General features: G+C 65.1%; 27 protein-coding genes. 11 read left to right on the plus strand and 16 right to left on the minus strand.

Features of this window, described 5'->3' with window-relative positions; genetic code table 11:
• Positions 1 to 5 precede the first annotated feature (5 nt).
• The gene (locus GGC30_RS12575; RefSeq protein WP_153924718.1) at positions 6 to 2,117 is read left to right on the plus strand and encodes a S9 family peptidase; all 2,112 of its coding nucleotides are present in this window, start codon (positions 6 to 8) and stop codon (positions 2,115 to 2,117) included.
• A 75-nt stretch (positions 2,118 to 2,192) separates the two neighbouring features.
• On the opposite strand, the gene GGC30_RS12580 is transcribed toward GGC30_RS12575, so the two are convergent.
• Complete coding sequence (locus GGC30_RS12580) at positions 2,193 to 2,486, minus strand: hypothetical protein (protein ID WP_153924721.1); 294 nt, start codon at positions 2,484 to 2,486, stop codon at positions 2,193 to 2,195.
• A 167-nt stretch (positions 2,487 to 2,653) separates the two neighbouring features.
• Here GGC30_RS12580 and GGC30_RS12585 point away from each other — a divergent pair, with 167 nt between their 5' ends.
• Both GGC30_RS12585 and GGC30_RS12590 read left to right on the plus strand, forming a co-directional pair.
• Entirely contained in the window at positions 2,654 to 4,699 is a 2,046-nt protein-coding gene (locus GGC30_RS12585) for an AsmA family protein (RefSeq protein ID WP_153924724.1), read from the plus strand.
• 61 nt (positions 4,700 to 4,760) lie between these two features.
• Positions 4,761 to 5,612 carry an alpha/beta hydrolase gene (locus GGC30_RS12590; protein ID WP_153924727.1) on the plus strand — a complete coding sequence of 284 codons (852 nt, stop codon included), beginning with the start codon at positions 4,761 to 4,763 and terminating at the stop codon, positions 5,610 to 5,612.
• 189 nt (positions 5,613 to 5,801) lie between these two features.
• On the opposite strand, the gene GGC30_RS12595 is transcribed toward GGC30_RS12590, so the two are convergent.
• Both GGC30_RS12595 and GGC30_RS12600 read right to left on the minus strand, forming a co-directional pair.
• Positions 5,802 to 6,353, minus strand: a complete 552-nt coding sequence (locus GGC30_RS12595) for a YfbU family protein (RefSeq protein ID WP_153924730.1) — start codon at positions 6,351 to 6,353, stop codon at positions 5,802 to 5,804.
• Between the two features lie 60 nt (positions 6,354 to 6,413).
• Positions 6,414 to 7,280 carry a DNA adenine methylase gene (locus GGC30_RS12600; protein WP_153924733.1) on the minus strand — a complete coding sequence of 289 codons (867 nt, stop codon included), beginning with the start codon at positions 7,278 to 7,280 and terminating at the stop codon, positions 6,414 to 6,416.
• Between the two features lie 171 nt (positions 7,281 to 7,451).
• On the opposite strand from GGC30_RS12600, the gene GGC30_RS12605 reads away from it, so the two are divergent.
• Positions 7,452 to 7,733: a hypothetical protein gene (locus GGC30_RS12605; protein ID WP_153924736.1), complete on the plus strand. Its 282-nt coding sequence runs from the start codon at positions 7,452 to 7,454 to the stop codon at positions 7,731 to 7,733.
• Positions 7,696 to 8,034 (plus strand): hypothetical protein, encoded by a 339-nt coding sequence (locus GGC30_RS12610; protein WP_153924739.1) that lies wholly within the window; start codon positions 7,696 to 7,698, stop codon positions 8,032 to 8,034. Before GGC30_RS12605 ends, GGC30_RS12610 begins: the two co-directional genes overlap by 38 nt.
• Before the next feature lie 73 nt (positions 8,035 to 8,107).
• On the opposite strand, the gene GGC30_RS12615 is transcribed toward GGC30_RS12610, so the two are convergent.
• Positions 8,108 to 8,359: a hypothetical protein gene (locus GGC30_RS12615; RefSeq protein WP_153924742.1), complete on the minus strand. Its 252-nt coding sequence runs from the start codon at positions 8,357 to 8,359 to the stop codon at positions 8,108 to 8,110.
• Positions 8,360 to 8,546: 187 nt separating this feature from the next.
• Between GGC30_RS12615 and GGC30_RS12620 the strand changes: the two genes are divergently transcribed.
• From GGC30_RS12620 to GGC30_RS12635, 4 genes are all read left to right on the plus strand, one after another.
• Positions 8,547 to 8,825, plus strand: coding sequence for a hypothetical protein (locus GGC30_RS12620; RefSeq protein WP_153924745.1), 279 nt, complete (start codon positions 8,547 to 8,549; stop codon positions 8,823 to 8,825).
• A 578-nt stretch (positions 8,826 to 9,403) separates the two neighbouring features.
• On the plus strand, positions 9,404 to 9,640 hold the full coding sequence (locus GGC30_RS12625; protein ID WP_153924747.1) for a hypothetical protein: 237 nt from the start codon (positions 9,404 to 9,406) through the stop codon (positions 9,638 to 9,640).
• Positions 9,640 to 10,350 carry an SOS response-associated peptidase gene (locus GGC30_RS12630; RefSeq protein WP_153924750.1) on the plus strand — a complete coding sequence of 237 codons (711 nt, stop codon included), beginning with the start codon at positions 9,640 to 9,642 and terminating at the stop codon, positions 10,348 to 10,350. Before GGC30_RS12625 ends, GGC30_RS12630 begins: the two co-directional genes overlap by 1 nt.
• Entirely contained in the window at positions 10,343 to 10,540 is a 198-nt protein-coding gene (locus tag GGC30_RS12635) for a hypothetical protein (RefSeq protein ID WP_153924753.1), read from the plus strand. The genes GGC30_RS12630 and GGC30_RS12635 overlap by 8 nt, the downstream gene beginning before the upstream one ends.
• Before the next feature lie 63 nt (positions 10,541 to 10,603).
• Here the strand turns inward: GGC30_RS12635 and GGC30_RS12640 are convergent, their stop codons facing one another.
• The 4 genes from GGC30_RS12640 to GGC30_RS12655 form a co-directional block, all read right to left on the minus strand.
• Positions 10,604 to 10,840, minus strand: coding sequence for a hypothetical protein (locus tag GGC30_RS12640; RefSeq protein WP_153924757.1), 237 nt, complete (start codon positions 10,838 to 10,840; stop codon positions 10,604 to 10,606).
• Positions 10,841 to 10,963: 123 nt separating this feature from the next.
• A complete protein-coding gene (locus GGC30_RS16310; protein ID WP_194943600.1) occupies positions 10,964 to 11,143 on the minus strand; it encodes a hypothetical protein in 180 nt (59 codons plus the stop codon).
• Between the two features lie 22 nt (positions 11,144 to 11,165).
• Positions 11,166 to 11,573 carry a hypothetical protein gene (locus GGC30_RS12650; protein ID WP_153924764.1) on the minus strand — a complete coding sequence of 136 codons (408 nt, stop codon included), beginning with the start codon at positions 11,571 to 11,573 and terminating at the stop codon, positions 11,166 to 11,168.
• Positions 11,570 to 12,082 carry a TIGR02594 family protein gene (locus GGC30_RS12655; RefSeq protein ID WP_153924766.1) on the minus strand — a complete coding sequence of 171 codons (513 nt, stop codon included), beginning with the start codon at positions 12,080 to 12,082 and terminating at the stop codon, positions 11,570 to 11,572. The genes GGC30_RS12650 and GGC30_RS12655 overlap by 4 nt, the downstream gene beginning before the upstream one ends.
• 352 nt (positions 12,083 to 12,434) lie before the next feature.
• Here GGC30_RS12655 and GGC30_RS12660 point away from each other — a divergent pair, with 352 nt between their 5' ends.
• Positions 12,435 to 12,626: a hypothetical protein gene (locus GGC30_RS12660; protein ID WP_066550153.1), complete on the plus strand. Its 192-nt coding sequence runs from the start codon at positions 12,435 to 12,437 to the stop codon at positions 12,624 to 12,626.
• A 93-nt stretch (positions 12,627 to 12,719) separates the two neighbouring features.
• Here the strand turns inward: GGC30_RS12660 and GGC30_RS12665 are convergent, their stop codons facing one another.
• Positions 12,720 to 12,944, minus strand: a complete 225-nt coding sequence (locus GGC30_RS12665) for a hypothetical protein (protein ID WP_153924769.1) — start codon at positions 12,942 to 12,944, stop codon at positions 12,720 to 12,722.
• Positions 12,945 to 13,104: 160 nt separating this feature from the next.
• Positions 13,105 to 13,485, minus strand: a complete 381-nt coding sequence (locus GGC30_RS12670; RefSeq protein WP_153924772.1) for a hypothetical protein — start codon at positions 13,483 to 13,485, stop codon at positions 13,105 to 13,107.
• A 180-nt stretch (positions 13,486 to 13,665) separates the two neighbouring features.
• On the opposite strand from GGC30_RS12670, the gene GGC30_RS12675 reads away from it, so the two are divergent.
• The gene (locus GGC30_RS12675; RefSeq protein ID WP_153924775.1) at positions 13,666 to 13,818 is read left to right on the plus strand and encodes a hypothetical protein; all 153 of its coding nucleotides are present in this window, start codon (positions 13,666 to 13,668) and stop codon (positions 13,816 to 13,818) included.
• On the opposite strand, the gene GGC30_RS12680 is transcribed toward GGC30_RS12675, so the two are convergent.
• From GGC30_RS12680 to GGC30_RS12705, 6 genes are read right to left on the minus strand one after another with little or no spacing between them, the layout of a single operon-like run.
• Entirely contained in the window at positions 13,819 to 14,340 is a 522-nt protein-coding gene (locus GGC30_RS12680; RefSeq protein ID WP_153924778.1) for a hypothetical protein, read from the minus strand.
• Positions 14,337 to 14,666 (minus strand): hypothetical protein, encoded by a 330-nt coding sequence (locus tag GGC30_RS12685; protein WP_153924781.1) that lies wholly within the window; start codon positions 14,664 to 14,666, stop codon positions 14,337 to 14,339. The genes GGC30_RS12680 and GGC30_RS12685 overlap by 4 nt, the downstream gene beginning before the upstream one ends.
• Positions 14,667 to 14,721: 55 nt before the next feature.
• Positions 14,722 to 15,093, minus strand: coding sequence for a hypothetical protein (locus GGC30_RS12690; RefSeq protein WP_153924785.1), 372 nt, complete (start codon positions 15,091 to 15,093; stop codon positions 14,722 to 14,724).
• Between the two features lie 28 nt (positions 15,094 to 15,121).
• Positions 15,122 to 16,066, minus strand: coding sequence for a CHC2 zinc finger domain-containing protein (locus tag GGC30_RS12695; protein ID WP_153924788.1), 945 nt, complete (start codon positions 16,064 to 16,066; stop codon positions 15,122 to 15,124).
• Complete coding sequence (locus GGC30_RS12700) at positions 16,063 to 16,530, minus strand: hypothetical protein (RefSeq protein WP_153924791.1); 468 nt, start codon at positions 16,528 to 16,530, stop codon at positions 16,063 to 16,065. The genes GGC30_RS12695 and GGC30_RS12700 overlap by 4 nt, the downstream gene beginning before the upstream one ends.
• A complete protein-coding gene (locus GGC30_RS12705) occupies positions 16,527 to 16,877 on the minus strand; it encodes a hypothetical protein (protein WP_153924793.1) in 351 nt (116 codons plus the stop codon). Before GGC30_RS12705 ends, GGC30_RS12700 begins: the two co-directional genes overlap by 4 nt.
• Between the last annotated feature and the right edge of the window lie 47 nt (positions 16,878 to 16,924).

Consider the following 16,924-nt stretch of genomic DNA (forward strand, 5'->3'; position numbering starts at 1 on the left):
TCTTGATGCGTCACCGTTCCCTTCTGTCCGCCGCCTGCGCGGCTGTTGCGCTGATGAGCGCCGCGCCTGCCCTGGCCCAGGTGCCGCCCGCGCCGGTTCCGGCCGCGCCCGCGACGCCTGACGCCTTCACCTATCAGGATATGATCTCGGCCAACCGTCTGGGCGATCCGCAGGTGTCGCCGGACGGCCGCTATGTCGTCTATTCGGTCACGACCACCGATGTTCAGGCCAACAGCCGCGCCGGCAGCCTGTGGATCCTGGACCTGAACGCACCGGACACGGCCCCGCGCCGCCTGGCCATCTCGGATCAGGGCGCCAACACTGCGCGCTGGGGCGGGGACGGCAATCTGTATTTCCTGTCGGGCAAGTCGGGCGCGAGCCAGGTCTGGCGCGTGGCCTCGCCGACGTCGGCGCCGGTTCAGGTGACGAACCTGCCCACCGACGTGAACGCCTATCGGATCAGCCCTTCGGGCGACAAGGTGGCGGTGTCGCTGGCCGTCTATCCGAATGCGGCCGACCTGAACGCCTCGGTCCAACAGGGCAAGGCCATCGCCGAGCAGAAAACGACGGGCCAGGTCTATGACCGCATGTTCGTGCGTCACTGGGACACCTGGAACGACCACACCCAGAACCACCTGTTCGTCCAGTCGATCGGCCGCGACGGCAAGGCTACGGGCACGCCGACCTGGATCACCAAGGGCTTTGACGGCGACACGCCCTCCAAGCCCTTCGGCGACGAGAGCGAGTTCGTCTTCACGCCGGCGGGCGACGCCGTGGTCTTCTCGGCGCGCCTTGCCGGTCAGACCGAGCCGTGGAGCACCAACTTCGACCTGTGGAAGACCAACGGCCTGTCGGGCGACGGCACCTTCACCAATCTGACCGACGGCAACGACGCCTGGGACACCGGCCCGGTCTTCTCGCCGGACGGACGGACCCTGGCCTATCGCGCCATGGCGCGGCCGGGCTTCGAGGCCGATCGCTATCAGATCGTGCTGATGGACGTCGAAACGGGCCAGAAGCGCGAGATCGCCTCGAACTGGGATCGCTCGGCCGACACGCTGCAATGGTCGCGCGATGGCCAGACGCTGTACACGACGGCGGGCGACGTCGGCTCGACCAAGCTGTTTTCGGTGGATACGCGCAACGGCGTGGTGACGCCGATCACGGGCGCGGGCCACGTCTCGGCCTTCCAACAGACGCCCTCGGGCTTCGTCTTCGCCCAGGACAGCCTGCGCGAGCCGGGCGACCTGTATTTCAAGACCTATCTGGGTCGCGAAATGCCGCGTCGTCTGACGCAGTCCAACCCCGCCTTCGCCGCCAAACAGTTCGGGGAGTATGAGCAGTTCAGCTTCGCCGGCTGGAACAACGAGACGGTCCACGGCTATGTCATCAAGCCGGCTGGCTATGTCGAGGGCCGCAAATATCCGGTCGCCTTCCTGATCCACGGCGGGCCGCAGGGTTCGTTCGGGGATGGCTGGTCCTATCGCTGGAACCCCGAGACCTATGCGGGCGCGGGCTATGCGGTGGTGATGATCGATTTCCACGGCTCGACCGGCTACGGCCAGGCCTTCACCGATGCGATCAGCCAACACTGGGGCGACCGCCCGCTGGAAGACCTGCAGAAGGGCTGGGTGGCGGCTCAACAGAAGTACAGCTTCCTGGACGGCGACAATGCCTGTGCGCTGGGCGCCTCCTACGGCGGCTACATGATCAACTGGATCGCCGGCAACTGGTCCAATGAGTTCAAGTGCCTGGTCAACCACGACGGCGTCTTCGACACCTTCGGCATGGGCTATTCGACCGAAGAGTTGTGGTTCACCGAATGGGAATACGGCGGCACGCCGTGGGACAAGCCGGAGGGTTATCAGAAGTTCAACCCGGCCAACCACGTCGATAACTGGAAGACGCCGATGCTGGTGGTTCAGGGCGACCGTGACTTCCGCATTCCGACCGCCCAAGGGCTGTCGACCTTCACCGCCCTGCAACGGCGCGGCATCGACAGCCGCCTGATCGTCTTCCCCAACGAGAACCACTGGGTGCTGAAGCCGGCCAACAGCCTGCAATGGCACAATGAAGTGTTCGGCTGGCTGAACAAATATCTGACGCCGACGCAGTAAGAAGCGTACGTCCAGACGATAAAAAGGGGCGCGGTCCGACGACCGCGCCCCTTCTTCATGCCCGTTTGATCGGGATCAGAGCGCCGCCCGCTGCATCGGCGCGCCGGCCAGACGGTCATACTGATGCGCGGTCATGCAGCGCGGCGCGGCCCAGCGCTGGCCCGACTGATAGGCGGCGACGGCCTGTTGAGCCGTGACGAAGCTCGGCGTCGCGCCGTGGTCGCGCTGATAGGCCGTGCGTGAGGCCACGTTGGTTCCGCAAACCTTGACGGTTTGCAGCACGGCGGGGCGCGGACTTTGCGCCAGCGCCGGCGTCGTTGCGGCCGCCAAGGCCGCAGCGATCAGGGCGGGGGTCAGGAAACGGGTCATCGGCAGTCCTCCACGGCCCGAATTAAGATCAGGACTCTGACAAATTATGCGCCGATCCTGGAGTTTGTAAAGGTTATGCGACAGCTTCGCGTCAGATCGACGACAAGCTGACCCGGCGGCGCCAAACCGGGGCTGGTGCGTTTCCTCTGGCTGACGGAGACGAGCGATTGTCGAACCCACAGAATTGGCGCACTTTTCGGGCCGACCTGAACCAGCGGGCGTGGGCTCCGGCCGGGGCGCGTTTGCGCGCCTGGCGCGACTGGGTGCGCGACAACGATCCCGTCTATGCGGCGGCTCGACGACCGGGGGCGGCGGAAAAATGGACGGCGGGCGTGGTGCTGGTCGTCGTGGCGGCCGTGGTTCTTTTCCTGGCCCTGTTCGACTGGAACATGCTGCGCGGGCCCATCGGCCGCTGGGCCTCGGTCAAATACGAACGCGAAATCGCCCTGACCGGCGATCTGGACGTCAATCTGTTCAGCTGGACGCCGTCCGCCGTGGTGCGGGGGCTTAAGATCGGCGGTCCCGACTGGGCGCGCGATCGCGACACGGCCGACGTCGATGAGGTCCAGGCCTCGGTGCGCCTTCGAAAGCTGCTGGCCGGTCAGGTTGAGATGCCCCTGCTGAGCTTCACCCGGCCCCGAGTCGTGCTGATCTCCACCAAGGACGGCCGCAAGAGCTGGCAGTTGAATCCCGACAAGCCCGACGACGGCGAAGGCCTGAACCTGCCGGTCATCCAGCAACTGGTCATCAAGGACGGGCAGCTGACCTTCGAGGAACAGCGGCGCGGACTGACGCTGGAGGCGGCGGTCAATGCGCGCGAGGCGTCCAGCGGCCAGGCCGGTTTCGTGCTGGACGGGCGCGGCGATGTGCGCGGCGCGCCCATGACCGTCAGGATCGAGGGCGGTCCCTTCATCAACATCCGGCGCGACCGTCCCTATCGGTTCGAGGCCGATGTGACCGGCGCGGACTCGTCCCTGGTCGCCAAGGGGGCGATCACCCGACCGTTCGATCTGGGGCGGTTCGATGCGACCATGACGATCCAGGGACGCAATATGTCGGACCTCTATCTGCTGACCGGCGTCGCCCTGCCGAATACGCCGCCCTACCGGCTGTCGGGCGCCCTGAACCGCGATCGGCGGATCTGGACCTTCAAGGATTTCGACGGACGCGTCGGGGCCTCCGATCTGTCGGGCGAGGTGAAGGTCCAGTCGGGCCAGCGTCTGCGCGTCGACGCCGACCTGACCTCGCGTCGTCTGGACATCGACGACCTGGCCGCTGTCCTGGGCGCGCGGACCCGGACCAATGCGGCGGGCACCGACACTGAGGCGCCGGTCGCGGTCGGCGGCAAGCTGCTGCCGGACGCCAAGCTGCAGACCGAGCGTCTGCAGACCATGGACGGTTCCCTGTCCTATCGAGCCGGATCGGTGAAGGCGAACGCCTTCGACGTGCGTCAGGTGAACCTGGGCGCCGACCTGAAGGACGGCATCCTGAAGCTGGATCCGATCAGCTTCGACTTCAATCGCGGCGCACTGAACGGCACGGCGCGGATCGATGCGACCAAGGACACCCCCTACAGCACGGTCGATCTGCGTCTGGCCGGCTATCCGCTGGAGTCCATCATCCCGGCCCGCAACGGCTCGGCGCCCGTCACCGGCAGGGCGCTGGGCCGGGCGAAGCTGGAGGGGCCGGGCGCCTCGATCCACGATTTCGCCGCCGCATCGAAAGGCTCGCTCAGCCTGGTGGTGCCGAACGGCAAGATGCGGGCGGCCTTCGCCGAACTGCTGGGCATCAACGCCAGCGCCGGGCTGCTGAAGCTGCTGAGCGGAGATCAGTCCGAAAGCCAGATTCGCTGCGCCGTCGCCGATTTCAACGTCAGCGGCGGCACGGCGACGGCCCGCACCTTCGTCATCGATACCGATGTGGTGCTGGCCCAGGGCAAGGGCAGCATCAATCTGGGCGCTGAGACGATGAACCTGCGGATCGAAGGCGAATCCAAGAAGCCGCGGCTGTTGCGCCTTTGGGCGCCGATCACCGTGTCCGGCCCCCTGACCGCGCCCAAGGTCGGGGTCGATGTCGGTTCGGTCGTGTCTCAGGGCGGTCTGGCGGGCCTGCTGGGCGCGGTGGTGGCGCCGGTGACGGCCCTGTTCGCCTTCGTCGATCCTGGCCTGGCCGAGGACGCCGACTGCGGCCGGCTGATCGCCAACGCCCGCTGATCGTTGATGACGACGACCGATTCGGCGATCCGAGCGTATTGTGGGTGATGGAGCCTTTTGCATGACACGCCGTGGACTGTTCGCGCCTGCCCTCGGGCTTCTTGCCGCCGCCTGTTCGCCGCTGAGCCTGCTGAACACCCTGGGACCAAGGGACGGCGGCGTGCGACGCGTCGCGCGCGACGTCCCCTATGGCGACGATCCGCGCCAGCAGATGGATCTCTATGCGCCGACCGCGCCTGGCCCCTATCCGACGCTGGTCTTCTTCTATGGCGGCGGCTGGGATTCGGGCTCGCGCAGCCAGTATGGCTGGGCGGCGCAAGCCTTGGCGGCGCGCGGATTCGTGGTCGCCCTGCCGGACTACCGCATCGTTCCCCAGGTCGTCTTCCCGGCCTTCATAGAGGACGCGGCCGCCGCCACGGCCAAGGCGGCCGAGGTGGTCGGTCAATATGGCGGCGATCCGGCGCGGCTTGGCGTGCTGGGCCATTCGGCGGGCGCGCATCTGGCGATGATGATCACCCTGGACCGACGCTACATGGCCGCCGTCGGCCGGCCCGATCTGATCAAGGCGGCCGCAGGTATCGCGGGCCCTTACGACTTCCTGCCGTTCGACGTGGCGGCGTCGCAGAACGCCTTCGGCCGTGCGCCGGATCCGACCCTGACCCAGCCCGTGACCTTCGTCCGCGCCGACGCCCCGCCGATCTGGCTGGGCCACGGCACGGCCGACACGGTGGTCCACGACGAGGATACGGTCATTCTGGATCAGCGGATGCGCGCGGTGGGCGGGCGCTCGGAGGCCAAGCTCTATCTGGGCCTGGACCACGCCGACCTGATCGCGACCTTCTCGCCCCTGTTCCGCAAGAAGGCGACGGTGCTGGCCGATGTGACGGACTTCTTCCACCGGCAGCTGGGCTGAACCGACGAAGAGTGGTGCGGGCGGCCGGGGTCGAACCGGCACTCCTTTCGGAACTGGATTTTGAGTGCTGGCGATTGCTTATGGAATCAAAGGCTTTGCCGCGTCGCGGCGCTGTCACGGCGCTTGGCCGAGAAAGGCGGTAGGCACAGGACCAGGCCATTTGACCAACTCCTGTGCCGCACAGTCGATCTAGCGATCAGGGTGCGCCCTAGCCTGAAGCATCGCCGCCAGATCCTCGACCGTAAAACCTCCTCGATGTAGGTTGCCTGCCCGCTCCGAGTAGACTTCCAACATGCGGAGGTGGCCAGCGGTAGTGGCCGAACCGTGAGAGTTCAGCGGCCGACCCTGGAAGTCGTCCCAGCCCATGTCAGCCTTGTTCACCAGGAACTCTGCGGTCCCATAGAAGCCGTCGCCGGCATTGCCGTCGAAGCCCTCAAAGCGAGGGTTTTCCCCGAGATGTGGGACGAGCGAGGCCAGCCGGGTCTTTTCGGAATGATCAAGCTTGGCGTAGCTTTCCTCAATCATACGCCACATGCCGAGGATACGGCTAACCTGGTGCGCGATCTCATCAGAGCCGCTGTCGTTGAAGATGCCAGAATAGCGCTCCTTCACCGCCCACGCGTGACCGCTGCTGATGGCATCCTTCACAAACTCGGGCTCGATGTCGCCGTTCACGCCAAGATGCTCATAGATCTCAGCCAGCATAAATAGGCCGAGTTTTTCGCCGTCAGATAGCTTCATTCGCTTCTCCTCCACTTAGGTTGAAGCAGACTTCTAGGACTTCCGGCGGCAACCGTCAGTTTAAAATAGAGAGCGCTGCGCCGCCGCCGCTGTCAGGTCCACGCCCCTGCTGATCAGCAACTCGGCCGCCGTCGACGACGCGCGATCGTCCTTTGCGATCGAATAGGTGGTCTTCACGGCCTCGATGTCGGCCCAGTGGAACATCTCGCGGATATCCGGCCGGTCGTTGATCGAGAGCAGGAACCGACCCTCGATCGTCCGAAGCTTGTCGGCCATCCGCTGGAAGTCGTCCCGGGCGAACATGCCCGACCCATAATCGCGCTCGCCGCCCCAATACGGCGGGTCCAGATAGAACAGGCTGCCGGCGCGATCATAACGGCTGATGAAGGCCAGCCAGTCCAGGTTTTCGATGACGACGCCCGCCATCCGGTCGTGCAGCTGCCGTAGGCGCGGCTCGATCTTCGTCAGGTCGAAGTTGTGCGCGCTGGTGGGGCTCACCCCGAAAGCCCGCCCGGAGACCTTGCCGCCGAAGCCCAGCGTCTGAAGGTAGAGGAACCGGGCCGCCCGCTCGATGTCCAGCAGATCGACATCGGGCGTCTCGCGGATCCGCTCGAACTCCGCCCGCGCCGCCGGCCGCCACGCCAGTTCGCGGATGAGGGCGTCGGGGAAGCGCTGAGCGACGCGGAACAGGGTCACGACGTCGCCGCTCACGTCATTGATCACCTCGACGGCCGGCCGGACCCGCCGGCGCAGGAACACGCCGCCCATGCCGATGAACGGCTCGCAATAGGCGTCATAGGGCGTGGCGGCCAGCACGCCGCAGATCCGCCGGGCTAGGTGGCGCTTGCCGCCCAGCCACGCCGTCGGCGGTTCACAAGGCGCGACGGGGCGCTGATCAACGATGAGAACATTACGAGAACAATTCATTTGCGGAGTCGCCTTTTGCACGAGTAGGAGTCCCCGGCTCGCGTGAGCGGGGGCGGCGATCAGCCGGACGGCCGATCGGTCCCGGTCGTGCGGGGTAAGGCCCGCAGATCGACGCGCTGCAACGCGCCGATCCCGCCCCGGACGGGGGCGAAATGAAGGAGGAGGAAGGGCATGCCGATCGACAAACCAGGTTCGTCACGACCGATGCCGCTGTCAGAGCTGATGCGGCTGGAGGCCGAGCTGGCCGCGCGCGTCGTGCGCAATCCGCCGCCGCATCCCAGCCTGCCGGTGACGCCAGGGCCTGGGTCGAATGTCGCCTATGTGTCGAAGGAAGAGAACGACCGTCTGGTCAGTGCCGCGATCGCGCTAGGCCTCGGCCGCTTCCGGGTGTCGGAACACGATCACCGCTTGGCTCTTGAGAGCAGCGGACGGCAAGGGCGACGCCGTGCATAAGGGAGCCAGCAAGAAGACGGCGATCACAGAGGAAGACCTGAAGGAGATCGTCGACTGCTATTTCCGCCTTCAGCAGATCATGGGCGGTCTCAACCATGCGGCGGAACAGCAGCTGCCGCTTATGGCTGCGACAGCAACCCTGAAGGCCTGTTGGTCAGAGCTCAGCGGCGCGACCGCCGGGGTGGGCTGGTCGTTCCCATCGACACACGTCAGCACAGATGGCTTGGCGCCGCAGGCTGATCGCTCGGGAACTGTGCGCCAAAAAGTCGATTTGCGAAGTTCCTGGCGCGAGAAGACCTGAAACGACGAGAGGCCGCCACCCCGAAGGATGACGGCCCACCCGGTTTTGGCCAGCTAGCGCTAGGGGCCGGCCGTCATGGACACATGAAATAGTAGTCGTAGTGCGTGTCGTCGTAGTTGGTCGTGTCGCCGAAATTCACGTCAGGGCTGTTGCAGAAGACCTGCGTGTTGCCGACGTTCTGACCGTTCCTCAGATAGGTGATGATCAGCCACGGCCGTTCGGCCGCTTCGGCTTGCGTGGGGGCCAATGTCGCTGCGCCGACGGCCGAAGACGTCAACATTGCAGCAGCAAGCGCTAGATGGGCAAGGCGTAGCGAGTTCTTCATCACATACTCCATTCCTTCCGAAGCGAAGGCGTCCTCATAGCGGCACCTCCGAGTTGTGCTGTCAACGTCATGATTCCCCTGTGAAGCTTACAATCGTGGTTTATGACACGCCTGTGAGTTGATTTCTTTCCGCTCGGACGCGCTCCTTGGCGTGCACGCAACCAGCGTGCACATGGGAGTAAACACGATGAAAATCCGCGTTAAAGCCATGCTTGTCGGCGCCGCTTTGGTCGCCGCCGCCGGCGTCACCTCGGCCGTCGCGCAAACGGATCTGACCGCCTACCACTACGTCTACTACGCCGACGCGGCGAAGACCGAATACCTCGGTGAAATCTCTGATCGAGGCTGCGGTCGCAGCGGCAGCTACAGCTATGTGCTGCGCGCGAATGTGCCCTCGCCCTACTTCGATGCAACGCCGATCTATGTGTGCGGCGGCAACGGGCCAACCCTGCCCGAAAACTGGTGAGTTCCGACCCGCCCTCGTGAGAGGGCGGGTCTGCGCTTGCTCAGGTTACGGGCGTCTCACTCTGGTCAGTGCGCAGACGCCCGGCGCCCGAACCGGATGACGGCCTTGATGAAAGATCGACGAAGGGCGGCTTTAATTGCCCGAAGAAGCCGGCGGTCGCGACTGTCTTGCGCGATCAACCTGGTCTTGATTGGCCTCGGTTAGCCGGGCCCATTCGCTGCGACGGAGGCAGCGACGATCACCTCGCCTTTGCATCCGGCTGGAGGTCCGCACGACTGCGGTGCGACAAACGAGAGGATCAGCCTCTTCGGCTGCTGCCGCCGATCCCGAGGCGGCGGGAGCCGGGGCGGGGGCTTGCACAGACGAGGGCGCGTCTTGAGCAATGGTCGGCGACGCGAACACTAGGGCACTCAAGATGGCGAATGCGGGCACAGCATACTTCATGAAAATCCTCCGGTGCGGAAATATGCCCGACGGGCGCCCGCCTGCAAGCCGAGGATGCCGGGCAGGATGACGAACTGCCGCGACTCCACAATCGCTGAACGCCGTGTCAGGTTTCGGGTCGGGAGGACTGAGCCATGGCGACACGGAAGACCCTCATAAAATCGCGCGCGGGCGTTCGCCTCCAGCGTATCGAGCATCTGGCCCGTCAGCAGGTCGTCCAGGCGTCTTGGCGGCTTTCAACACTGCGCCAGAACCAGCCGCGCTCATTCGCAGATGAGACTGCGGCTGAGGACGCCTTCGACATGGAGGTCATCGCCTCGCTGACTGACCCCATCATCATCGACATGCAGCGGCGCGGGTTGATCGACTGATGTGCAACCTCTATCGCCAGCGCTCCGGCCCGCAGGCCATCATGGACATGGCCGGCGCCATGCGGGCGACGGTCGGCAACCTCGCGCCAGGCGATATCTACCCGGACTATCCCGCGCCCATCGTCCGAAACGATGCGAACGGCGTGCGCGAACTGGCTCTGGCGCGCTGGGGCATGCCGTCGTCCAAGAAGATGATCTTCGACAATGCGACAAAGCGCGCCGACAAGCTGCGGACCAAGGGCGGCGAAGTGGACTTCCAGAAGGTTCTGGAGTTCGAACCCGACAGCGGCACGACCAACGTCCGCAACACCAGCTCCAGTCACTGGCGACCGCACCTGTCGCCGACGTCGCGCTGTCTGGTCCCGTTCACGGCTTTCAGCGAGCCGGGCCGGGACGCGGCCGGCAAATACCGACCCGTCTGGTTCAAGCTCGCCGTAGACGACCCCGAGCCGCTCGCCTTCTTCGCCGGCCTTCACCTCCAGGCCCACACCAGCGTGCGCAAGATCAAGACAGGCATGGAGACGATCGACGTCTTCGCCTTCCTGACGACCGAACCCAACGCCGAGGTCGGGGCGGTTCACCCCAAGGCCATGCCTGTGATCCTGACGCAGTCCGACGAGATAGAAGCCTGGATGACGGCGCCGTGGGAGATCGCCAGGGAACTGCAGCGAGCGCTGCCCAATGGTGCGCTAGGGGTGATTGATGCCTGATCCGAAACAAGACGGTCGCGACGACGATGAGGCGCACAACGCTCCTTATCGTCCAGAGGATTTCACCAAGCTCCAATACGTCCCGCCGACGCTTTTTCAGCGGACGGCAGCCAAGCTCAAGATCGTGGGCGTGTGCATAGGCATCACGATGCTCGTGGGGTTCTGCGGGCGTCTCTGGGGCGTGATCTGAAAGGACGAAGGCCCGCCTCCTGAAGAGAGCGGGCCCCAATATTTAAATCGTGACGACCGGACTTCAGCCGAGCAGTGAGGCGCATCGCTCGTACACTTGAGCGATGCATTGCTCGACCGCTGCCTCTTCCGGGGATCCTGGCGTCGGTAGGTTGCCGTTCGGATAACACGCGAAGGTCCCCTGTGCGATGCATCGGCGGTACGTCGGGTTCGTGCTTTGAGCCGTGGCGGCAGCAGTAACCCCGGTGGCGGCGAGGATGGCGGTGACGAACGCCAAACGGGTGACGGTATTGAACTTCATATCAGCCTCCAACGGGAGCAATTCTCCCAGTTAGCGATGCGGACATAGAAGGACGGGCGACGCAACCCGGAAGCGTCGCTAACGCACCTGATTGTGCGCAGCCTCAGCCGCCATTGGCGCGCCCTAACCGACCTGCCGACGACCTTGCTGCAGCCTCAACCACTCATCAATCAACCGCCGCTCCGCAATCAGCGTTTCGACGGCGAGGGCCCTTGCGGCGTCGCAGCTGACCACCTGGGCGCCGCGCTGCATATAGGTTGCGTCGAGATCAGCGGCCGTCGGATGATCCGGCAGCACAGCCAACGCGCAGGGCCGGATCGCCGCGTCAGGGAGCGCCAGGCGCGGCGGGGCAACCGGCCGGGGCGATGTCGCACAGGCGGCGGTCATGATCGCGAAGGCGAGCGGCACGATCGGCCGCGAGAGGATCGGTTGCATCAGGGGCGCTCCGGGCTTGAGTGATGGATTCGGCGGTGGCGGCTTCGACGCGCACGCGGATGTCGCCATAGGCTTCCGTGCGCCGGACCTGCTCGGCGTTGCCTTGGGCTTCCAGACCGCGCGCTGAGGCGTCGCTTTCCGCCCGATCGGTCCGCGCCTCGGCTCGATCCAGACGCGCCTCGGCCGACCACGGCAGCCAAGCCCAGAGATTGTTCCAGCCCCAGGCGATCAGGGCGATCGCCATCAACAGGGCGAAGCCGGCCATCAGCCAGCCCAGCGGCGTGAGGGTGCGGGTCATGCCTCATTCACCGTGACGGGCACGCCGGCGGCATTGAGGCGGATCACCTGAACCGCAGGGAGCGCGACGCCGGCCGGCCAGCGCATGCCGCCCTTGGCCAGCCGATCCTTGGCGATGCGGGTGATCGAGACGGCATTGCCCTGATTGCCGCCCAGGACGTAGAAGTGGGTCGCGTCCTCGCCGATATAGAAGCCGACGTGGCCACCGCCCGAGCGCGTGAAGACCAGGACACAGCCCAGACGCGGCCCGACCAGCTCACGGCCCCACATCCCCCAGGACGAGGCGCGAACGGCGATCGCCGGAGACGCCAGCCCGGCCGTCATCATGCACATGGCGACGAAGGTGCCGCACCACGCCGTCTCGTCATCGACGACCTTGATGCCCAGCACCTTGGCGCCGAGTTTCTGGATCCAGCCCATGATGACCGGGCTGTGCTTGGGTCCGACGATTTCACGCACGCCGATTTGCTGGCGGGCGAACGCCAGCCAGGCAGGCTCTTTCGAGGCCATGATAAGTCTCCAGTTGTTAAGGGTTGCGCGCGTAAGCTGCGCCGCATAGCGTGAGAGTTGAGCCTGGGGGCTCGCTCTAGCGGGGAGTTTCCAGGCCGGCGGTTCCGCAAATGCCCCGGCCTATCCATTGGGGGATGGATGGCGATGAATCAGAAGAACGTCGCGCCCATCCTCGTGACGATGCTTGCTTGGATTACTGGGCTGATCTTGGCGGGCGTGCCCCGGATCAGGTGACAGCGAGCGCCACAGTCAGCTAAGCCATAAACGTCGCGGCTCGTGCCCGAACTGCGTCAGGCGGCCCGGCTGGGCGAGGACATCAACGGCCGAGCCGCAAAGCCATTGGGGACGTGGAATGGATGACGGGACGCTGGAGCGGCGCGCCATGGGCGCGGAGCAGCTGATGACGGCGAAGATTACCGAGTTTGCAGCCCATCTGACGGCGGGCGATCGATCTGCCGCAGAGCGTGCCCGAACCGAGGCCATTGCCGCGTTGGAAGTCCACCTGGACCTGACCGATCAGCTGATCACGCAGACTTTCGCCTAAGTCGCCGAGGCGCCGTAGGACCGCTTTAAGCACTGATGCTTATGACTGAAACCGACCCAATGCGGACGTGTGAGCGGCTATCAAGCCGAAGCATCAGCGTTGCTGATCACAATGAGCCGGCCTTTTGCTTTCTAGCTTCTTCGCCCGTGAGAACACTCCCCCATAGAAAAGATACAGGAAATAAGCCGCCAGACCGGGCACCACAAAGATAGCCAAGACTTCGGACACGTCAGAAGGGATGCCGTAAAGCCACAGGCTCACGAGGACGAAGGATCCGTACAACGCCGCAAAGATAAGTCTGCGCTTTTTGGAAAACATAATGATCAAGTCCCTAGCTTCACCTTATCAGAGCAGCGGCGCATCCATGTTGCAATGAATGTCTGCTTTCCACCCTTCGCTGACATCCGCCGCGACCGCTTTCCGGCCAGCGGGCCCACGTCCGATTTCAACATTGGAGTCAAAGACCGCAATCGACCCGTTAGCGACTTTCAGCCTGTCCGCTTTCGGCGAGTAGTGTGGCGGCGTGGGAGTCCCAGAACGCCTCCATGAATGAACGAAACCATCCGCTGTCCATCCCCATCGACCGGCTTCCCTGACGGGGGGTGGCGAACACCAAGCCCCAAGGCGACAGGGGGCCGAACCCATGCTCGCAGTAGACGATCAGGGTATCTGACTGCGCTTCGTGGTCGAACACGACCCAACCCTCAAACTGCTGGCCGGGGGTTCCGTATTCCCAGTCGAGGGTGATCGGGCGCGGATCGACAAGCCCGTTAAGAACGGCGAGCTTAACGCTGTCGTCTGTGAGGACTGATAGCTCACCGGCTATCAGGCGAGCGAGACTGGCTGCGGATGTCGACATATTTGAAGTCTAACCCCGCAAGACGCCAATGTCGCCTTCCCACCCATATCGGAACTTCTGAAGGGCTGCTTGTGGCGAACCCGGTTCGTCAGTCGGTGGGCTTGGACGCGGCAAGATGACCGGGCGGCCGGCGCATCTCGTAATCTGCGTGTGCGTTCATGGAGACGAAGGAGCCGCCCCATGCCGCATTTTCTGACCCTCATCGTGGTCGCATTCATCGTCGTCGGCCTGCTCGCCATGGTCCTACGACCAGTCACGCCCAAGGCCCCGTTTGTGGACAAAGACCAGGACGGTGAGCCGGACGAACCGAACGGACCAGCCAGAGACCTCTGATCAGGCGGTCGCGCTATTGGTCAGGATGAAGCCGGCGACGCTGGCGATAACGGCAATGGCGCCGGTCAGCACCAGCAGACGCAGCCCGCGCTTTCCATCGCTCTCAGGCGGCGGGCCATCATCGGTCGAGGCGGGCGGAAGCATGAAGGCGGCGCGGCGGGACAGGCCGTCCATACCCAGGAGAACCAGGAGCTGAATGAACTGATGGCTCCAGGGCGGCGGCTCGCGCTCGCCCATGACGTGGTCCAGGTAGGCGAGGGCGGCGACAATGATCACTGTCCCGACCAACGGCAGGCCGATGCTCATGTGCTGCACCTGTAGCGCGCGGCCGGGGAACAGGACCATGCAGCCGTAGACGAACAGTATCGCAGCACCGATGAAGTGGACGCCGCGCCAGAGCATAGAGGCCGAGGCCTTCGTCTCGTAGGTCTTGCCGAGCAGCCGGCAGATTTCCAGCAGGCATGCGCCGGCCGAAACGAAGGTGATGCCCGTGTAGAGCACCATCAGCACGTGAGCGTTCATCGCTGAGGCTCCTGGTTGAAGACGGCCCGCACCACGCGGGTCAGGGTATCGAAAAGAGCTCGCGGGTCGTTGGCCACCATCCAACCCAGCGCCAGCGAGACGCCGCGCATGTCGAGGACAGGAACGACGGCGAGGATCACGCCGTGGGTCAGGGCTTCCGCCACGATAGGGCCAGCGACGATACCGAGGCCGAGATGAAGCCATGCCTTTCGCTGAGCGACTGGGTTGCCGGCCTTCGCGGAATAGGCCGTCACCAGCCCGACAGCCCCCGACAGCAAACCGCCGCACAGGCCCCAGAACGCGGGCAGTTCGCGTGGGTCGATCATCCGCCCCTCCGATAGTCAGGCCGTAGTGGAACAGCCGTTGGGCGGCTTGATGAGGTCAGGCCTCGGCTTCGGGCGCAGCGGGCGGGACAGCCGTTGCGGGCTGAAGCGCAGCAATCCGCGCCTGTGCATCCCGCTGGGCGCCCTCGAACGAGTTGAGAATGCGCTGAAGCATCTGCTTCGTGCCTTCCGACGCCTGCTGGCCAAGCGCGCGGGGCAGATCGTCGACGTTGGCGGCGACGGCTTCGGTTAAGGCGGACATGGCCGCCGCCATTGCATTGCCGTTCAACACTTCCAGCGCTCGGACGGCGCTAGGCAGGCGCGAGGCCTTGGCCTCCTCGGTCGCGGCGATCATCGCCGCCTGCGCCGCCGCCAGACGCTCGGCCTCTTCTGCGGCCCGTTCGGCATCGGTCTTGTCAGGTCCGGCCATGCCGTCCTCCTCTGGTTTGTGGATGGGATCAGGCCGCGCCGCTGGTGAAGACCACAGGCACGATCACTTGGCGGCGCTCACCGGACCCGGCGTCCGTCAGGGTGGCCTGGAACACGGTATCGGTGCGCTCTTGGGCGCTGACCGTCTTGGTGAAGGTTGTGGTGAGGGCTGTCGGCGCATCGATCACCGCCGTGCCGGCCGCCGTCACGCCGCCGATCAGCCGTTCCCATGTGACCGACACCGCCCCCTTGGCGTTCTGGTAAAGGATGGAGACAGCAGCCGAGGTCAGGCTTCCGGCGTTGGACCTGTGCGCCTCGATAGAACCCGGCGACGCATAGGCCGAGAAGGTTCGCGGGTTTAGCGTGTTGGTGAAGTTGTAGGGCGCGGTCGTCATGCGGCCGCTGTAGCCATTGTCCGGCGTCATGGCGCCAAGAGCGATGCCCGTCGGTCCCCACCATTCCCGAAGGTTGTTGAACGCCCCGAACGGCGCGCCCTCGGCACGGATGTACACCGTCGATCCGTCGATGGTCTGCCAGGTGTTGGTGGCGTCATCAAAGACCGTGTTGTCGCCAAGGTAGAGTTGCTCGGCGCTGAAGGCGAGGGCGCTGACGCCCAAGCCGGAATACGCCTCGATGATGGCCGGACGGCTTCCCGACGCTTCGACCTTGATCCGCCACAGGGCGATGTTCTGCTGGTTCTCCAGGTCGATGATGGCGAGGGACTGTTGGGTGCCGAACAGCCGATGCTCCAGGTCGATCACGTCGCCCCCGCGCGGATCGCAACTCCAGCACTTCCAGCGCCGACCGTCGCTGAAGATCGAGAACGGCGACTGTTTGCTGTTGGACCCGCAATCCTTGAACGGACAGACGCCGCGCCAGCCGCCCTTGGCCTTCTGCAGCTTCACGCGCCGATCGGCGACGTCCTCACAGCGGACGGCGTCGCGGGCCTGGTCAAAGAGGCGATCGTCGGTCATCCGCGAACCCCCAGCCTCTGGATGACCACGCGCCCTTCGGCGGTCAGCGTCCCGATCGGATGCGCGCCTTCCAGCCAGGCGTGGATCCAGAACTCTGTGTCCGGCCGATAATGTTTGTTCGCCACCGGCAGCGGGTTGCTCTTGTGCCAGCTGCAGACGACCGTCCGGTGATAGCGGGCCTTCAGGCGCGGCAGCAGCTCGGCCAGCTGGTCGTTGTGGCAGAAGACCGCGACCGAGCGGAACCGGGCCGGGCTGATGATGCTGTCGTCGAACCCCTGGTCCAGGCCCTTGGCCGCAATCTGGTCCATCGACGGGCGCGCCTTGCGGAACCGTCCACCGCCCGAGGTGGCGAACCGATAGGGCGGATCGAAGACGCCGGCGTCCTGCTCGCCCAGTGCCGGCAGGATCTCATAGCTGTCGCCCAGGTGCAGCGTCGCCGGGCCGATCACCTCGACCCTGATCACCCGTCGATATCCTTGCGGCCACGCGGTTGCCCGGCCTCGATGGCCGCTTCAGCTGCCTCGGCCGCCGTCGCCAGCTCGGCCTGCAGATCTCTGCGTCCGGCCGCTGTCTCTGCGCAGTATCGACGCGCCAGACGCACCAGGATCACGCACGGGTTTTCACGGGTGACGACGCCGGGGGCGCAGGCGTTCTTGGCCGCGTTTGTCACGCGCTGCAGGTCCGGCACAGCCGCCGTCGCCAAGCCTCGCGCCGCCTTGCCGGACGCCGCGATCAGGTCGCGCCAGCACGCGGCGTCTTCCGGCGTAAACCGATTGTCAGGCGCCTTCGCCAGTCGGCCGTAGCGGCTCATGGCTGGGCGCTTCCGCAACGATATCTCTGTTGCGTCGGTCCGAGACT

It is taken from the genome of Brevundimonas sp. SPF441, assembly GCF_009661015.1.
In the GTDB taxonomy this organism is placed as follows: domain Bacteria; phylum Pseudomonadota; class Alphaproteobacteria; order Caulobacterales; family Caulobacteraceae; genus Brevundimonas; species Brevundimonas vesicularis.

Bases quoted from the DNA above. Each gene is read 5' to 3' on its own strand.
- GGC30_RS12580 (WP_153924721.1), bottom strand. From the start codon at position 2,486: ATGACCCGTTTCCTGACCCCCGCCCTGATCGCTGCGGCCTTGGCGGCC.
- GGC30_RS12705 (WP_153924793.1), bottom strand. From the start codon at position 16,877: ATGAGCCGCTACGGCCGACTGGCGAAGGCGCCTGACAATCGGTTTACG.
- GGC30_RS12680 (WP_153924778.1), bottom strand. From the start codon at position 14,340: ATGAACGCTCACGTGCTGATGGTGCTCTACACGGGCATCACCTTCGTT.
- GGC30_RS12685 (WP_153924781.1), bottom strand. From the start codon at position 14,666: ATGATCGACCCACGCGAACTGCCCGCGTTCTGGGGCCTGTGCGGCGGT.
- GGC30_RS12595 (WP_153924730.1), bottom strand. From the start codon at position 6,353: ATGAAGCTATCTGACGGCGAAAAACTCGGCCTATTTATGCTGGCTGAG.
- GGC30_RS12640 (WP_153924757.1), bottom strand. From the start codon at position 10,840: ATGAAGTTCAATACCGTCACCCGTTTGGCGTTCGTCACCGCCATCCTC.
- GGC30_RS12625 (WP_153924747.1), top strand. From the start codon at position 9,404: ATGGCGACACGGAAGACCCTCATAAAATCGCGCGCGGGCGTTCGCCTC.
- GGC30_RS12650 (WP_153924764.1), bottom strand. From the start codon at position 11,573: ATGACCCGCACCCTCACGCCGCTGGGCTGGCTGATGGCCGGCTTCGCC.
- GGC30_RS12635 (WP_153924753.1), top strand. From the start codon at position 10,343: ATGCCTGATCCGAAACAAGACGGTCGCGACGACGATGAGGCGCACAAC.
- GGC30_RS12575 (WP_153924718.1), top strand. From the start codon at position 6: ATGCGTCACCGTTCCCTTCTGTCCGCCGCCTGCGCGGCTGTTGCGCTG.
- GGC30_RS12690 (WP_153924785.1), bottom strand. From the start codon at position 15,093: ATGGCCGGACCTGACAAGACCGATGCCGAACGGGCCGCAGAAGAGGCC.
- GGC30_RS12615 (WP_153924742.1), bottom strand. From the start codon at position 8,359: ATGAAGAACTCGCTACGCCTTGCCCATCTAGCGCTTGCTGCTGCAATG.
- GGC30_RS12670 (WP_153924772.1), bottom strand. From the start codon at position 13,485: ATGTCGACATCCGCAGCCAGTCTCGCTCGCCTGATAGCCGGTGAGCTA.
- GGC30_RS12605 (WP_153924736.1), top strand. From the start codon at position 7,452: ATGCCGATCGACAAACCAGGTTCGTCACGACCGATGCCGCTGTCAGAG.
- GGC30_RS12675 (WP_153924775.1), top strand. From the start codon at position 13,666: ATGCCGCATTTTCTGACCCTCATCGTGGTCGCATTCATCGTCGTCGGC.
- GGC30_RS12590 (WP_153924727.1), top strand. From the start codon at position 4,761: ATGACACGCCGTGGACTGTTCGCGCCTGCCCTCGGGCTTCTTGCCGCC.
- GGC30_RS12620 (WP_153924745.1), top strand. From the start codon at position 8,547: ATGAAAATCCGCGTTAAAGCCATGCTTGTCGGCGCCGCTTTGGTCGCC.
- GGC30_RS12660 (WP_066550153.1), top strand. From the start codon at position 12,435: ATGGATGACGGGACGCTGGAGCGGCGCGCCATGGGCGCGGAGCAGCTG.
- GGC30_RS12630 (WP_153924750.1), top strand. From the start codon at position 9,640: ATGTGCAACCTCTATCGCCAGCGCTCCGGCCCGCAGGCCATCATGGAC.
- GGC30_RS12695 (WP_153924788.1), bottom strand. From the start codon at position 16,066: ATGACCGACGATCGCCTCTTTGACCAGGCCCGCGACGCCGTCCGCTGT.
- GGC30_RS12600 (WP_153924733.1), bottom strand. From the start codon at position 7,280: ATGAATTGTTCTCGTAATGTTCTCATCGTTGATCAGCGCCCCGTCGCG.
- GGC30_RS12665 (WP_153924769.1), bottom strand. From the start codon at position 12,944: ATGTTTTCCAAAAAGCGCAGACTTATCTTTGCGGCGTTGTACGGATCC.
- GGC30_RS12655 (WP_153924766.1), bottom strand. From the start codon at position 12,082: ATGGCCTCGAAAGAGCCTGCCTGGCTGGCGTTCGCCCGCCAGCAAATC.